We start from the raw sequence: 16644 nt of genomic DNA, 5'->3' as shown, positions 1-16644 counted from the left end.
GAAACCAATACATAGATGGTTATAATTAATAGTATTTTTAAAATAAGTTATGCGGTGATATTATAATTTTTGAGTAGGTAACCTTATCAAAAAACCTTATCAAAAAACGTTGGTTTCCCTCGTGTTGATTGCCTTACTGCCAATGTTAATCATCCATGATAAAGACGTACACTCGGTTACTTATCACCTTAACTCATTTAGCTTAGCTGATGTATTAGTAGATTTAAAGATAGAAAGCTTAACGTGTTACTGTATTTGTGTGATAACTTGTTATTATGATGAGAAATATTAACATAGACTGTACATTCGCCCGATAATTTGACGGCAACCATGGTTCCTAAAACTAAGATTTGTTATTATAGGAACATGTGACATCTCGCCACTATCCTTACAATTTGAGAGTACTTTATGAAAAAAATCACTACTTTAAGCGTTGGTGCACTTGCTAGTGCTATGTTGTTGGTAACAGGCTGTAGCACAAATAACGGTAACCAAGAGACAGCTGCAAAAAGTGTTTCAATCACCGAGCAAAGCTCAGCAAATGAAAAAGTAGGTTATAGCTTAGGCTTCATGATGGCTGAAGGTAACAAAGAAGCGGTCGGTGACCTAAATCTTGATACCTTTGAAAAAGGCTTCCGTGATGGTTATGAAGGCAACGAATCAGCATTGACCCAAGAACAAATGCAGGAAGTGTTGACGACTTATCAAAAAGAGCAAGAAGAAAAGTTTGTTAAAGACATGGAAACAAAAGCTGGAGAAAACAAAACCAAAGGCGCTGCATTCTTAGCAGAAAATGCTAAAAAAGAAGGCGTCAAAGAAACGGCTTCTGGCTTACAGTACAAAGTTATCACCGCAGGTACGGGTAAATCACCAAAAGCGACTGACGTGGTTGAAGTAAACTACGAAGGTAAGTTAATCGATGGTACGGTATTTGATAGCTCTTATGAGCGCGGTGAGCCAATTGAGTTCCCGTTGAACCAAGTCATCGCTGGCTGGACAGAAGGTCTACAGCTGATGAAAGAGGGCGGCAAATACGAATTTTATATCCCATCAGATATTGCTTATGGTGAAGCGGGTAACGCAGGTATCGAGCCTAACAGCACGCTTATCTTTACGGTTGAGCTATTAAAAGTAAAATAATACTTAGTACACACCCTAGTGAACAGTGTTAAAAAATAAAGTCATAAAAAAGCCCTCATAATATTATGAGGGCTTTTTTATGACTAGAATTTAAGTATCTAAAGAGTTTTTTGAAAGACTTTAGAATTACGACCATTATGGTATTTTTCTTGACGCGATGCAGGTAGCGCGCTGGCCTCGACTTCGGCAAAGCCTTGCTCGACGAACCAATGTGCCGTCCGTGTCGTTAACACAAACAACTTGTGCAGACCATGACTGCGCGCTTGTTGCTCTAAAAATGCCAGTAAGTCTGCACCGCGACTACCGCTACGATAATCGGGATGTACGGCGACACAGGCAACTTCTGCTGATTCTGTATCCAATGGATATAGCGCCGCGCAGCCTAAAATCATACCATCACGCTCGATGACACTATAATTATCAATCTCTTGCTCTAAGCGTTCGCGTGAGCGGCTGACTAATATGCCTTGCTCTTCTAGCGGTGATAATAGCTCAATCAGTCCGACCACATCGTCAATATTAGCACGACGAATCTCTTCGTAAGGGTCATGGCTGATAAGAGTACCAGAGCCATCACGAGTGAATAACTCTTCTAATAAGGCACCGTCTTTGGCATACGAGATAATATGGGTGCGATGGACGCCTTGGCGGCAGGCCAAACTGGCACAATTTAAGAAATAATTAATCTCGCAATTTAAATCACGATCACGTAAGAAGCGATCGACTTCATTAGGAATCATCTCCCTTAATAAGCGATCATCGTCATTGATGCCTGCTTCTTCACCCAAGAAGATAAGCTTATCAGCACCCAGTGCCACGGCTGCACTGAGCGCCACGTCTTCAGCTAGCAAATTAAAGACTTCACCAGTTGCTGAATAACCCATTGAGCCTAAAATTACAATATGGTCGTGTAGCAGGTTGTTTTTGATGGCTTCAACATCGATAGAGCGCACTTCGCCAGTCATTTGGTAATCGATACCATCACGAATACCATAAGGACGTGCGGTCACAAAATTGCCTGAAATGGCATCGATGCGTGAACCATACATAGGTGAATTGGCCAGTCCCATCGACAGCTGCGCTTCGAGTTGCAGACGAATAGCGCCTACCGCTTGTAAAATAGCAGGCATCGCCACGCGCGGTGTAATTCGAATGTCTTGATGCAGTGGGGAGGTAATGTCAGCATCTTTTAAGTTCTTTTCGATTTGCGGTCGCGCTCCATGTACCAATACCAGCTTGATACCTAAGCTATGCAGTAGCGCAAAATCATGAATAAGGGTGCTGAAATTTGGATGATTGACCGCCTCACCACCAAACATAATCACGAACGTTTTGCCGCGATGGGTATTGATGTAGGGGGCGGAGTTACGGAACCAATAGACGTATTCAGGGTTGATTTGGGGCATAGCGCTAGTAGTCATAATAAGGGCAATAGTAGTGAGAATAAGAAAAGGGGCGTAGCAAAAAATGCCTATCGCTAAAGAATTACCATAGCAAAAAACGCCGTTATGAGCTATCTTTTATTTCAGTAGTATCAATCAATTTTTATCACTGATGGACGATATACACAACCTCAACACGGGGTTAGTGTACGTACAAACACTTTTTGCTATGCTAAACGCTATTGCTTTACAGGCGATGAACGAAGATAATCAATAAAAATAAAAACTTTATACGATAAGCTGACCAGCTATGACAATATAGACGCCAGCAGCGCTTGCCATTAGCTGTCACTACAATCAGCAGCGATACTAGGTCTGTCAATACTATAACAGTCAACCATTTATAATGAGTTATGTTTCTTATAGCATGTTTCTTATAAGTGGGTATGTTCCGTCTAAATTGTGCTGCCTATCAACGATTCAATATACACCAAAAGTTATTCAAATTTTACCAGCTGCGTTTTACCGACATATTAACCAGGGATAATGAAAACCATGAAAAAAAGTAACCAATTTGCTAGCCCATTTAGTGCTTGGAGCGGACATCGCTTATTCCACGTTGTGGCTGGTACGCTCATCGGTGCGATGGTAGTGACGCAAGCCTCGGCAATGCTACCGACGCCAGAACAAGCGGTTGATAGTTCGGCAGCTGTACAGACCAATGCTAATAAAAGCAGCAACTCGAGTGCACAGGCCGTCAATAGTAAAATTACCGCGTCATTGATTAGCGTTGATGCAAACGGTCAAGAGGTTTTGGCTCCGGTGAATGCTAGTACGCGCCTACAATCAGGTAATGTCTTGGAGTACCAAGGCTATTTTACCAATACCAATGCAGATCGCGTCCGAAAAATGACAGTGACGATGAGTATCCCTGAGCAGGTAGAGTTATTGCGTACAGTATCACCTGATTTTCCATACGGCAGTGCAGATGGCAATACTTTTGCCCGTATGCCATTACGTGGAAAAGTGGATAACCAACTACAAGAAATTCCATTAAAGTATTATAAAGCGGTACGCTGGGATTTAGAGGGTGTTGGTCTTAATGACACCGTAGTGGTTAAATACCGTGCACGTGTGAAATAAGCCAGTCATTTAATATTAAGTATTTTATCAGGGTGATTTATTTAATACTGGCTTAATATTCGTTTAATCACAAAAAGCATCACGGCTCGTTGCTGTGGTGCTTTTTTGTGGGTTGTTAATAAGAAATTTTGGTACGCCGTTGCAAGGCGCTTAAAGCGTCGCGTATTTCTGGTTAGATTTTTCTTTGATTAATTGCTTGATGGCAGCCATTTGTGCGGTAGTGGCTTGCGAGCCTGCAGCTATGAGAGCATGGCGCTGGCTGGTATCTAGTGAGCTGATATGACTGACCGCAGGCGTAATCAGCACATCAGCACGATCTCGTTCACGCTGCATCGATGAGGCACGATTGGCGCTTGGCGGAGCTACAACATTACTCTCCAAAAATCCCCAAAAACTGCTTAATCCGTTGAGGTTTAATTTTTTATCAAGTGTAGAAACACCGCTAATATTGTTAATACCAGTATCTGTCACATCAACGGCAATAATAATATCAGCACCCAAGTCATGAGCGCTATCGACAGGTACTAGGCTGACCACGCCACCATCGATATATTTTTTACCGACCTTTTCGGGAATACGCGGCGCAATAAAAATATTCGGTACGCTACAGGATGCTTGAACGGCAAGCCCCGCATCACCAGTGGTAAAAATGGCTTTTTTCAAAGTATGCTTCTCCGCCGCGACTGCTGCAAAGCGGATAGGGAAATCCTCTATTACTCGTCCATCGACTTTATCGTTGATAAAGTTCTTGAGTTTGATACCCTCAATGACACCTTGGTTGGATAAGACAAAATCTGTCAATTCGCTATCTGTAGTGGTCAGTGCCAGTTGCTCAAGTTGTACTGGTGTGTAGCCGCTGGCATATAGGCTACCAACCAAGCTGCCGACGCTAGTGCCAACGATGAGCGTGGGTTTGATACCATTTGCTTCTAGTGCTTTAATCACCCCGACATGGGCGAAGCCTTTGGCACCACCGCCGCCCAATACCAACGCAATGTTAGGTGGCGCTATTTCAGGTGCTTCAGGTAACGGCTGCGCTGGCGTTAGAGAGCTACAAGCGCTGATAGATAATCCGAGTACGGCAATTAAGCTGGTGCATAGCACTCTCATACTATTTCGCACTCTTAGACTATGAAGAGGTTGTCGATACTGGACAGGAGCGAACATAAAAACACCTTATAAAATGACGATAATACGGAAAATAAGACATCAGTTATTGATATGATACAAATGAGCCGTTTGACTTTCAGGCTTTTTGACGCAGTATTACTAAATAGCTGAGCATAAGCAATTGTATTGTCAGCTATAATGAAATGAGTCGGTGTTTTGATGTGTCATGTTTATGACAGCTGTTTTATAAAAACTGTCATCATCTACGGTATATTGAAAATACTTGAATGAGTATATGAAAACTAAAAATAATATCGTTAGGATCTTTGATGTCAGTATCAGTGAACGCTTCTTTAACTAGCCCAACAGACCACTTTAGGTCTGAGCTGCCACTCTCAGCGCTAGATATGCCAGTGACGGCACTGGCGGGTGTGGGATTAAAAGTCGCAGAACAGTTGGCGCAATTGAATATTAAACGAATATTTGATTTATTGCTGCATCTGCCACGTGATTATGAAGATCGTAGCCGATTGCTGTCTATAGCAGAAGTGGGGCACGGACAGTCTGCGTTGATTACTGGGCGTGTGGTGCACGTCGATACCAAGCGCAGCGGTATGACGGTCGTGGTAGATGATGATACAGGCACCATATCGCTACGGTTTTTTAAAGTTTATCGTGGTCTTGCACAAACCATGAGCTTAGGGACACAGCTGCAATTATTTGGCGAAGTGAAAGTGAGTCGTTATGGTAAGCAAATCCACCATCCTGAATATCAAATTATCAGTAGTAATGAGACGGTAGTAAATACTGGTTTGCAGCCCATTTATCCAAGTGTTAAAGGTTTACATCAAAATAAGCTGCGTACCTTGATTAAGCTGGCATTACAGACGGTTCGCAGTGAAGGCTTACCGATGACGCTGTTTACTCCTACAGACTTTGCAGTCGTGGCTGACTTGCCATTAGCACCTTTTGAACCGGCTAAAATACCGATAACAGAGGCAGAGTATCCAGAAGATATATTCTCGACATTGGCGCGTAGTGTGCCAGATAATACGACTGGTCATAGCGTTAGTAGTGTCAATAAAGCCAATGTCTATGATGCCAATAATAATACAAACAGTGATATCCATACAGTCGCTAATAGAACAGTTAATAACAACGTCTATAACCTGACGATATTTGAAGCCTTAGTATTACTGCATACACCGCCGACTTATACCGACGCCGGACGACAATATCAGCTACTTACCCAATTAAGTGCCCGTACTCATGCAGCATGCCAGCGTTTAATTATTGAAGAATTAACCGCCCATCAGCTCAGCTTGTTATATCGTCGTCAGCAACTGCATCAGCATAAAGCGCCTAAATGTACTATCAATAGCCCGCTTGCCGATAAGCTATTTGCAGCATTGCCGTTTGATTTAACGGGTGCACAGCAACGAGTCATGAAAGATATTACGGCTGATATGGCAACGTCCATCCCGATGTTGCGGTTGGTGCAGGGCGATGTTGGCGCGGGCAAGACTCTGGTCGCAGCGGGTGCAGCGGGTTATGCGCTTGATAGTGGTTGGCAAGTGGCTGTTATGGCACCCACAGAAATTTTAGCAGAGCAGCATTTGGTCAATTTCAAACAATGGTTTGAACCGTTAGGTATCGGTGTTGGCTGGCTTGCTGGGAAACAAACGGCGAAGCAGCGCCGCGAAGCGTTGGAAGCAGTCGCAGAAAACACGGTGCAAGTGGTCGTCGGGACTCATGCACTGTTTCAAGAGCAGGTGCAGTTTGCCAAATTGGGCTTAGTTATTATCGATGAACAGCATCGCTTTGGTGTTGAGCAGCGTATGGCACTAACCAATAAAGGGGTGGCCAATAGCACGCCGCATCAGCTGATTATGACCGCTACCCCGATTCCGCGCACGCTCGCAATGAGCGTTTACGGTGATATGGATACCTCGATTATCGATGAATTACCACCGGGGCGTACGCCAATTACTACGGTGACCATTGACCGTAATCGACGCGATGAAGTCATTGAGCGGATTGCGGTTAATTGTGAAGCGGGTAGGCAAGCGTACTGGGTTTGCTCGTTGGTCGAAGCGTCTAGTGTGCTGGATGCGCAAGCTGCTGAAGCCACTTATGAGGATTTAAATGAGCGCTTGAATATTCGCATTGGTCTTGTCCATGGCAAGATGAAATCCGTTGATAAACAAGCCATCATGCAAGAATTTAAAGCTGGCAATTTGGACTTGTTGATTGCCACAACAGTCATTGAAGTTGGGGTCGACGTACCTAATGCGTCGTTAATGGTCATCGAAAATGCCGAACGATTAGGTCTATCGCAATTACATCAGCTGCGCGGGCGAGTCGGGCGTGGCTCAACCAAAAGCTATTGCGTACTGTTATACCAAAAGCCATTATCAGAGACAGGTACAGAGCGCTTAAATGTCCTGCGTGATAGCACTGATGGTTTTGTTATTGCCCAAAAAGATTTGGAACTGCGTGGTCCCGGCGAGTTATTGGGCAAACGTCAAACGGGTAACGTCGGTTATTATTTGGCTGATCTGATACGTGACGAGCAGCTGTTTGCCATTGCTCAGCGTTTAGCAAAACATCTAATTGCAGATCCTATGCGCAAGGCAGATGTCAGCCAACTGATTCACCGCTGGATGCCTGAGGCGAGTCGTTATACTAATGCCTAAGGCGTATAGTCAATTCAATCGGTTATCCTATAAATGGGCTAAAAATGGCTAAATTAATAGCAAAAAAGAGGACAGCCAACGCTATCCTCTTCTATTTTTTGACGTAGAGCCATCATTTCGAAACAAAGCTATTTGGCTTTTTTCGACTTTTTCAATGACTTCTTAAGATCTTTGAGGTCTTTCTTTTTCTGCTTAATTTTTGCTTTTGTATCTTTAATTTCTTGTTTAAGCTTCTTTACGTCTGATTTATTAGCCATGATGGATTCCTTTATTAGTAGAGTTATCTTAATAATGACAAATTACCCCATAAATACAAGTCTAAACTGTAGGGTGTATGTATCATTAATTTTTACGAGTGATTGTTCCAACTATAATGGGCGCATCTTAATTCATTCAATATGACAGTATATTTGGTCATTTTTTCATTGGGTGAATAAGTTTTAAGCAAGGAGTTTTGTATGAAGAAGACTTTAGGAAAGAACTGGGACTGAGCTAGGAATACGCTGTCTTTTGTCTTTACTTATCGTTCACCTGATAATCTTTGCTACTAATAATCTTTATTAAGTTCAATGTCTTACTATGTCTTGATTGTTATGTCTTGATTGTTATGTCTTGATTACTATCAACAATTGACTATGTAGATACTTAACATAATTGACCCAATGACGAGATAGTCTACAATGATAAAAGACTATTTTGATAAGCTCTGCCTGTATCATTTTGTTTCCCTTATACTTTTTACGGCGTTAGTACCGTGCTTATTTATAGAGACCGACTATGAGTGATTTTGAACACCCTAATAATAAGCAAGCACCGACTAGCGAGCAAGAAACCAACATTGAACCACCTCAACCATCTGAGCTACCACCTTATCGCCAGTCTGATACATTGTCTAAAAAAACCGCTTCAAAATTACCATTATGGTTGTTACCCGTATTGGCAGCCGTGCTTATCATTGGTGTGCTACTTGGAAAGTATTGGGGCGGGAGTGATGAAGCCGCGACGGATGAATCGCCAGTTTCTAGTGGTACTTCAAGTGATGGTGCCACTGCAAGCGCTACGAGTACTGAGCAGGCGGTATTATCAGTAGAAACGGTCAGCCCAAGCCAAGATGATATTGGTAACACACTCAGTGCTGATGGCACCATTGATGCCAAAGATACGGCGAATGTCAGTGCTAAAGTCAATGGCGTGGCTATCGAGCGTATATTGGTCGAAGAAGGTGATCGCGTCAAAGCGGGTCAAGTATTGGCGATATTTGACACCGATGCTATGGAGCAGCAAGTCTTGCAAGCAGAGGCAGATGTTGCCGAAGCAGAAGCGACGCTTGCCAATGCCAGCGCTGATGCTGCTCGTGTATTGCCATTGATAGATATTGATGCCATTAGTAAACAAGAAGCCGATCGCTATCGCACTGCAAAACTTCAAGCACAGGCTGCGCTACAAGCCTCCAAAGCGCGTCTGAGCACTCAGCGCTTGAGTGTAGATAATGCAACAGTGGTCGCACCAGTCAGCGGTGTCATCAGCGAGAAAATGGCGGAGGTCGGTATGGTTGCTGGTGGCGAGCCATTATTTACTATCATTAAAGGTGGTATTTTGGAATGGCGTGCAGATATTGATCCCAAGCTTGTCGGTGAAGTCAGTGTCGGGACGCCAGTACGGGTGAGCTTACCAGATGGTGATACGGTAATGGGGAAAGTGAGCCGCATAGCACCAACGGCGGACAACAACCGGCAGATTACCATCTATGCGAGCTTGGCAGCCAATGCAAAAGTACGGGCAGGTATGTATCAAACGGGTGAGTTCCTATTAGGCAGTGCCAGTACGCAAACGGTGCCCAATAGCGCTATCGTCAGCAACGATGGCTATGATTATGTGATGCTAGTAACCAATGTGACCACTCAAGATGGTCAGACCATGGGTCGTATCAAGCAACAACGAGTGACATTGGGCGAGCGACTTGGCGAAAATGTGGCAGTGCTAGAGCCATTGCCTAGTGACAGTCAAATTGTCAAACAAGGCGGTAGCTTTTTAAATGATGGAGATTTGGTGCGTATCGTTGATGGTGTTAGCCAAACGAGTACAGCAGCGCAGGCACAACCATGAGTTTAAATGTTTCTGCTTACTCGATAAAAAATCCTTTAGTTGCCATTTTGCTATTTATACTACTGACGTTAGGCGGTATTTATGGCTTTATGAAAATGAAGGTGCAGCAGTTTCCTGATATTGACCTACCTGCAGTTGTGGTCACGGTGACTTTACCGGGTGCCGCGCCATCACAGCTCGAAAACGACATCGCAAAAAAGATAGAAAACAAGCTCACCAGTATTGAGGGTATCAAGCATATTCGCACCACGTTACAAACGGGTGCTGCCACCATGGTCACAGAGTTTGTGTTAGAAAAGGATATTCAAGAAGCGGTCGATGATGTGCGCTCGGCAGTAGGCGAGGTACGCGGCGATTTGCCTGCCGCGGCCAATGACCCTATTATTACTAAAGTTTCAACCGCAGGATTCCCCGTTGTCACTTATTCTGTGGCTTCTAAAAACATGAATGTGGAAGACTTGTCTTGGTTCGTCGATGATACGGTCACCAAGCGTCTTTCTGATATACCGGGTGTCAGCACGGTTAGCCGTATTGGTGGTTTGCAGCGTGAGATTACCGTCGCAGCTGACCCGATTACCTTGAGTGGTCTTAAGCTCTCTATCACACAACTATCCAATCAAATCACGGGTATTCAGCAGGACAGCTCTGGTGGTGAAGCAGAAGTGGGCAAAACCACCCAGACGATTCGTGTCCTTGGTGCGGTGGAGCGGGCAAGTGAGCTCAATGATTTACAAGTGGCAATCCCAGCAGGTGGTACGCAAGCGCTTGGACGTATGGCACAAATCACAGATGGCGCGGCTGACCCAAGCTCTATTGCTAAGCTCGACGGGCAAACGGTGGTGGCATTTAACATCACCCGCTCGCGTGGTGCCAGTGAAGTCGAGGTCATGGAGCTGGTTGATGCAGAGCTTGCCAAGCTGTCAGCCGATGTAGGGAATATCACTATTGAAAAAGTCTATGATCGGGCAACGCCCATCGCTGAAGATTATCAAGCCTCATTACGGATGCTGATCGAAGGTGGTCTGTTAGCAGTCGTCGTTGTATTCTTATTTTTGCGCAATATTCGGGCAACTATAGTTGCTGCTGTCGCCTTGCCATTATCAGTGATTCCCACCTTTTTAGGTATGTACTTATTTGGCTTTAGCCTCAATATTATATCTTTGTTGGCATTGTCGTTAGTGATTGGTGTATTGGTTGATGATGCGATCGTCGAGGTCGAAAACATCATACGGCATTTACGCATGGGCAAGACACCGTATGAAGCAGCGATGGAAGCGGCTGACGAGATTGGCTTGGCGGTAGTCGCGACCACCTTTACTTTGATTGCCGTGTTTTTACCCACCGCCTTTATGGGCGGTATCGTTGGACAGTTTTTCCGTCAGTTTGGCTGGACGGCTGCATTGTCGATTTTTGCGTCTTTGATGGTCGCGCGTCTTATCACACCGATGATGGCAGCGTATATATTGCGACCAGAGAAAAAACACGTTGAGAAACAAAGCGCGCTGATGGGTTGGTATCTCAAAATAGTGGCATGGACACTGCATCATCGCTGGCTGACGATGGGTGCAACTTTAGTGTTATTCGTGGCGTCACTGATGCTTGTCAAATTACTACCAACATCGTTTATTCCTGATAATGACATTGACCAAACTCGTGTGGCGATTGAGTTGACACCTGACGTTGCGCTGGAAGACACAGAGCGCGTTGCTGCGCTGGCAAGTGAGCGTATTTTAGCAATGCCTGAAGTCACCAATATTTTTACCTCAGTCGGTGAGGCTCAGGCTAGCATGGACTCAAACTCTAGTGGTGGCAAAGCCGAAAATATAGCAGGTCTAGACATCGTGCTAGCACCACGTGCAGAGCGCAGCTCTAAGCAAGAGATTGAACGTCAAATAAGTAGTTTGTTGGCAGAAGTGCCAGGTGCGCGCTTTACCGTCGGTTTGTCGAGTGGTGGAGAGAGTGGTTACAACTTCTCTATGACCAGTACTAATCCGCAATTGCTTGAACAAACCGCTCAGCAAATCATGTCAGAGATTCGAGGGCTACCCAGTGCTGGCTCCGTGACCAGTGACCGCAGTTTGCCGCGTCAAGAGTTAACGGTGACGCCAGACAGACTGGCGATGGCGGATAAAGGTGTGACCACGCAAGACATCGCTACGACGTTACGAGTGGCGACGGTGGGTGACTATGAGCAGCGTTTATCCAAGCTCAATTTGGATACGCGGCAGATTCCTATCGTCATTCGTTTACCAGATGTTGCCAAACAAAATGTCAGTCAATTAGAAGGTCTATATGTACCGAGCTCGTTACCAGCAGGACAGGGTGTACGTGTGGGTGAAGTCGCGTCATTAGACTTTGGCACTGGGCCTGCGCAGATTAGCAGGCTCGATCGGGAACGCGCCATCAGTATCACGGTGCAACCTGCGAGTGGCGAGCTTGGAGATTTGGTACAAGCGGTTAAATCAGTACCTGCCATGCAACAACTACCGCCTTCCATTACCATTATTGACCAAGGTCAAGCAGAAAACATGGCTGAGCTATTCAGCGGTTTTGTGATTGCGATGTCGGTCGGTGTGGTTTGTATTTTAGGCGTACTTATTCTATTGTTTGGGCGTATATTGCAGCCTTTTACCATTTTGATGGCATTGCCTTTATCGATAGGCGGCGCTTTTGTAGGCTTGGTTATTACCAATAGCAGTCTTTCTATGCCGTCGATGATTGGCTTTATTATGCTAATGGGTATTGCCACCAAAAACTCTATCTTACTGGTCGATTATGCACTGATTGCACAGCGTCGAGGTTTGGCGCGTTTTGAGGCTATTATCGATGCTTGCCGCAAGCGGGCGCGTCCTATTATTATGACTACTATTGCGATGGGGGCAGGTATGTTGCCCTTAGTCTTCGGTTGGGGTGATGCTGATCCAACCTTCCGTCGTCCGATGGCTGCTGCGGTACTGGGTGGTCTGGTGACTTCGACGTTATTAAGCCTTGTGGTGATTCCCGTGGTTTATACTTTGATGGATGATTTGTCAGGATGGTTTGCTAAATGGCTCGTACCTAGTGGCAAAGAGCAGACAACAACAGATAGTAAAGTATGATTTAACGGATTTATTTGATCATACTTATGACATAGCGTTAGCAGTGATAATGCTATGTCTAAAACAGACAAGCCCATACTGATTGATTAAGTATGGGCTTGTTGTCATTATATAAGAGAGCGATTATAAGAGCACAATTATAAAAGCACAGTCACAAAGGATGTGATTGCTCTATCATTTATACAGCAAAGGAATGTTACTATGAATCAAATGTCCCTCTCGACAGTCATACTGTCCTCTCGAAAGCCGCTACTAGCCTTAAGCATAAGCATGTTGGGTATCGCCAGCAGTCAGGCGATGACTTACGATATCGACCCCACTCATACCAATGTACGCTTTGCTATTGACCATTTTAATACCTCTACCAACACAGGTGGCTTTTATAATATCACTGGGCAGCTAGATTATGATCCAGCGGCTAAGACCGGTAATATCTCGCTAGTAATTCCTCTGAATAGCCTAAATACAGGCAATACAGCATTTGATATCACGCTAAAAAGCGCAGATTTTTTTGATATTGAACAGTTTCCACTGGCGCAATTTGAGTCTACCAAATGGTATTTTACGACTGATGGTAGTGGCTCAAATGTCAGCAAAGTCGATGGTATGTTGACACTACACGGCAAGACTAACCCCATTACGCTAACGGCCAGCAAGTTCAATTGCTACCTAAATCCAATATTAAAAAAACCAGTTTGCGGTGGGGATTTCACAACGACCATTGATCGAACGAAATGGGGCATCAGTAAATATACATTATTAGGTATTACTAAAGAAGTTCAGCTAAATATTCAGATTGAAGCTGCAAAGCGCTAACACAATCAATAGAAAGCAATTTTCTATTTATACGTTTAACAAAAAGGCTGAGACTTAGAAAAGAAGTTTCGGCTTTTTTAATGAGAGAACCCTTAGATTCGTTAGTTTATCGAAATTTTCTTTACGCTTTCATTAGCGTAGCTCATTTTTCTACAGGCTTATTTTTTGCTGAATGATCCTATCGAGCAAGTCATAAAGTCTCCGCTATCCAATCTCATGTCATACCATAATTTAATTAACATGAATTATATTCATCTTATATTTAAATAGTATCGTTTTTATTCATGTGATAGTTTAGGTATGATTCACCTCATACACAAATTTGGTTTTATCTCAAATAATGAGAGTAGATTAGGGTAGCGGATTATCATGAGTAAAGAATTTAGTTGTGCCATTAAGCGCATTCGTTTTGATGAAAACTATCATCCTGCAAATAGCACGCGTCTGACGACGAACTTTGCGAATTTGGCGCGTGGCGAGCATCGTCAAGAGAACTTAAGCAAAACATTAAGAATGATAAATAATCGTTTTAATGCCTTGGCACATTGGGATAATCCCACCGCAGATCGTTATTCTGTTGAGGTTGATATTATTTCTGTCGACATGGATGTTGCAGGAAATGGCGATACTTTCCCTATCATCGAGATGCTGCAAACAACGATTGTGGATCATAAAGAAAACACCCGTATTGACGGTATGATTGGTAATAGTTTCTCATCTTATGTGCGCGATTATGACTTTAGCGTCGTCTTATTAGACCATTTCGATAAACATCCATCATCTGCGCCGCCAGTAGATTTCGGTGATTTACATGGCAAACTGTTTCAGTATTTATTAAATTCAGAAGCTTACCAAGCTAATTTCACTAAAAATCCTGTGATTTGCTTGAGTGTTTCCACCAGTAAAACCTATCAACGTACAACCAATCAGCACCCTGTATTGGGCGTTGAATACAAACAAGATGGCTGCTCTTTGAACAAAGGGTCACTAACCGATGAGTACTTTTCCAAAATGGGCTTAACCGTTCGCTACTTTATGCCTACGGGTAGCGCCGCGCCATTAGCATTTTATTTTGCGGGTGACTTGCTGAGCGATTATACCGATCTTGAGCTGATCAGTGCGATTAGTACCATGGAGACGTTTCAAAAAATCTATCGTCCTGAGATTTATAATGCCAATTCGGCAGCGGGTCAAGTGTATCAACCGAGTTTGAAGTACCAAGATTATTCCCTAACGCAAATCGTCTATGATCGCGCAGAGCGTAGTCAGATGGCAGTGACACAAGGTAAGTTCACCGAAGAGCAGTTCATCAAGCCATACCGAACCATTCTTAATGAGTGGGCAGCAAGCTATGATGTAAATGAGCATGCGGCAGAAGCATGTGCGAATAAAGAATACGCTGCCTAAACACGCTCAATCTGGCTGAAATGAGAATACCAATAAATAAGAAGATGAATCGTATGACACTACTATTACCGACAAAAAAATTATTACCGACGTCTACCGCAGGTAGTTTACCGAAACCTTCTTGGCTTGCAGAACCTGAAAAAATCTGGTCACCATGGGCATTAGAAGGTGAGCAACTGTTTGAAGCCAAACAAGACGCGCTACGTTTGACATTGCAAGAACAGGTACATGCAGGCATTGATATTGTCAGTGATGGCGAGCAAACTCGTCAGCACTTTGTGACCACCTTTATTGAACATCTGGATGGCGTCGATTTTGAGAAGCGCGAGACCGTGCGCATTCGTAATCGTTATGATGCCAGTGTGCCGTCAGTCGTGGGCGCGGTAAGCCGTCAAAAACCTGTATTTGTTGATGATGCTAAGTTTTTACGTGCACAGACCGATCAGCCGATCAAATGGGCACTGCCCGGTCCGATGACCATGATTGATACCTTGTATGATGGTCATTATAAAAGCCGTGAAAAATTGGCTTGGGAATTTGCTAAAATCCTCAATCAAGAAGCCAGAGAATTAGAAGCGGCTGGGGTGGATATTATCCAATTCGATGAGCCTGCATTTAATGTGTTCTTTGATGACGTCAACGACTGGGGTATTGCCACGTTAGAGCGTGCTATTGAAGGTCTAAAGTGTGAAACGGCGGTGCATATCTGCTACGGTTATGGCATCAAAGCCAATACTGATTGGAAAAAGACACTGGGTTCAGAGTGGCGTCAATATGAGCAAGCATTCCCTAAATTGCAACAGTCGAATATTGATATTGTCTCTTTAGAGTGTCAAAACTCACATGTTCCCATGGATTTGATTGAATTGATCCGCGGTAAAAAAGTGATGATTGGTGCCATTGATGTGGCAACCAATACCATTGAAACCCCTGAAGAAGTGGCCAATATACTACGCAAAGCATTGCAATTCGTCGATGCGGATAAGTTGTATCCTTCAACCAACTGTGGCATGGCACCGTTGTCTCGACAAGTGGCACGAGGTAAGCTGCAAGCGTTAAGTGCAGGCGCAGCAATCGTGCGTCAAGAACTGACCGCTTAGGGTTCATTGAATAAACTGATGCAAAATTTAGCTTTTATAGGTTGGGTTTTTAACCCTGTCTATACCAGCTTGTTTAAACTCATGAGTGACCTCAGTTATCAATGAACTTAAAGATTTAAAATTTAGGAGTTAAGTCATGATTGAAGCCACCGATTTTAGAGACGGTATGTCTTTGTTAACAACAGCGGTCAATGTCATTACCACAGAAGGCAGCGCTGGTACTCATGGATTTACCGCATCTGCGGTGTGTAGCGTTACCGATACACCACCAACATTGCTGGTTTGCATGAATCAGACATCTCGCTCACATGCCCATTTTATTGAAAATAAAACGTTAAGTGTCAATGTTTTAGGTGCACAGCATGAATCAATATCTAACGCTTTTGCCTCCAAATTGAGTTCACAAGAGCGATTTGAATACGGCTCTTGGTCACCGCTTAAAACAGGCGCTCCCGTTTTAGAAGATGCGTTGGTCAGTTTTGATTGTGAGATTGAGGACATTCAGCAAGTGGGCACGCACAGTGTTTTCATGTGCCGGGTGGTCGCCATTAGACAAAGTGAGCAAGAGGAGAGTTTGGTGTATTTTAATCGTGCCTATTCTCGGGTTGGTCAAGTGGATCAAGCAGAAATCGCTTAATTTGGCTTT

At 44.0% G+C, this 16644-nt stretch carries 12 protein-coding genes; 9 read left to right on the top strand and 3 right to left on the bottom strand.

Going from position 1 to position 16644, the window contains the following annotated elements; translation table 11 throughout:
* Positions 1–408: 408 nt before the first annotated feature.
* A complete protein-coding gene (locus Q6344_14015; GenBank protein ID WLG13688.1) occupies positions 409–1140 on the top strand; it encodes an FKBP-type peptidyl-prolyl cis-trans isomerase in 732 nt (243 codons plus the stop codon).
* A gap of 98 nt (positions 1141–1238) precedes the next feature.
* On the opposite strand, the gene argA is transcribed toward Q6344_14015, so the two are convergent.
* On the bottom strand, positions 1239–2561 hold the full coding sequence (gene argA, locus Q6344_14010) for an amino-acid N-acetyltransferase (protein ID WLG13687.1): 1323 nt from the start codon (positions 2559–2561) through the stop codon (positions 1239–1241).
* A 516-nt stretch (positions 2562–3077) separates the two neighbouring features.
* Between argA and Q6344_14005 the strand changes: the two genes are divergently transcribed.
* The gene (locus tag Q6344_14005; GenBank protein WLG13686.1) at positions 3078–3665 is read left to right on the top strand and encodes a hypothetical protein; all 588 of its coding nucleotides are present in this window, start codon (positions 3078–3080) and stop codon (positions 3663–3665) included.
* Between the two features lie 150 nt (positions 3666–3815).
* On the opposite strand, the gene Q6344_14000 is transcribed toward Q6344_14005, so the two are convergent.
* Positions 3816–4775 (bottom strand): patatin-like phospholipase family protein, encoded by a 960-nt coding sequence (locus Q6344_14000; GenBank protein ID WLG15228.1) that lies wholly within the window; start codon positions 4773–4775, stop codon positions 3816–3818.
* Between the two features lie 329 nt (positions 4776–5104).
* On the opposite strand from Q6344_14000, the gene recG reads away from it, so the two are divergent.
* Complete coding sequence (gene recG / locus Q6344_13995) at positions 5105–7471, top strand: ATP-dependent DNA helicase RecG (protein WLG13685.1); 2367 nt, start codon at positions 5105–5107, stop codon at positions 7469–7471.
* Between the two features lie 128 nt (positions 7472–7599).
* Here the strand turns inward: recG and Q6344_13990 are convergent, their stop codons facing one another.
* Positions 7600–7728 carry a hypothetical protein gene (locus tag Q6344_13990; protein WLG13684.1) on the bottom strand — a complete coding sequence of 43 codons (129 nt, stop codon included), beginning with the start codon at positions 7726–7728 and terminating at the stop codon, positions 7600–7602.
* A 520-nt stretch (positions 7729–8248) separates the two neighbouring features.
* Here Q6344_13990 and Q6344_13985 point away from each other — a divergent pair.
* The 6 genes from Q6344_13985 to Q6344_13960 all read left to right on the top strand — a co-directional run bounded on the left by Q6344_13985 (position 8249) and on the right by Q6344_13960 (position 16635).
* Positions 8249–9577, top strand: a complete 1329-nt coding sequence (locus tag Q6344_13985; GenBank protein WLG13683.1) for an efflux RND transporter periplasmic adaptor subunit — start codon at positions 8249–8251, stop codon at positions 9575–9577.
* On the top strand, positions 9574–12675 hold the full coding sequence (locus Q6344_13980; GenBank protein ID WLG13682.1) for an efflux RND transporter permease subunit: 3102 nt from the start codon (positions 9574–9576) through the stop codon (positions 12673–12675). The genes Q6344_13985 and Q6344_13980 overlap by 4 nt, the downstream gene beginning before the upstream one ends.
* Positions 12676–12876: 201 nt before the next feature.
* A complete protein-coding gene (locus tag Q6344_13975; protein ID WLG13681.1) occupies positions 12877–13491 on the top strand; it encodes a YceI family protein in 615 nt (204 codons plus the stop codon).
* Between the two features lie 369 nt (positions 13492–13860).
* Entirely contained in the window at positions 13861–14898 is a 1038-nt protein-coding gene (locus Q6344_13970; protein WLG13680.1) for a DUF1852 domain-containing protein, read from the top strand.
* Between the two features lie 53 nt (positions 14899–14951).
* Positions 14952–15998: a methionine synthase gene (locus Q6344_13965; GenBank protein ID WLG13679.1), complete on the top strand. Its 1047-nt coding sequence runs from the start codon at positions 14952–14954 to the stop codon at positions 15996–15998.
* 136 nt (positions 15999–16134) lie between these two features.
* Positions 16135–16635, top strand: coding sequence for a flavin reductase (locus Q6344_13960; protein WLG13678.1), 501 nt, complete (start codon positions 16135–16137; stop codon positions 16633–16635).
* Positions 16636–16644: the final 9 nt, after the last annotated feature.

This window comes from Psychrobacter cibarius (assembly GCA_030686115.1).
Taxonomy (GTDB): domain Bacteria; phylum Pseudomonadota; class Gammaproteobacteria; order Pseudomonadales; family Moraxellaceae; genus Psychrobacter; species Psychrobacter cibarius_C.
Note: the sequence above shows the minus strand (reverse complement) of the source record. Positions and strands in the feature narration are given on the sequence as shown.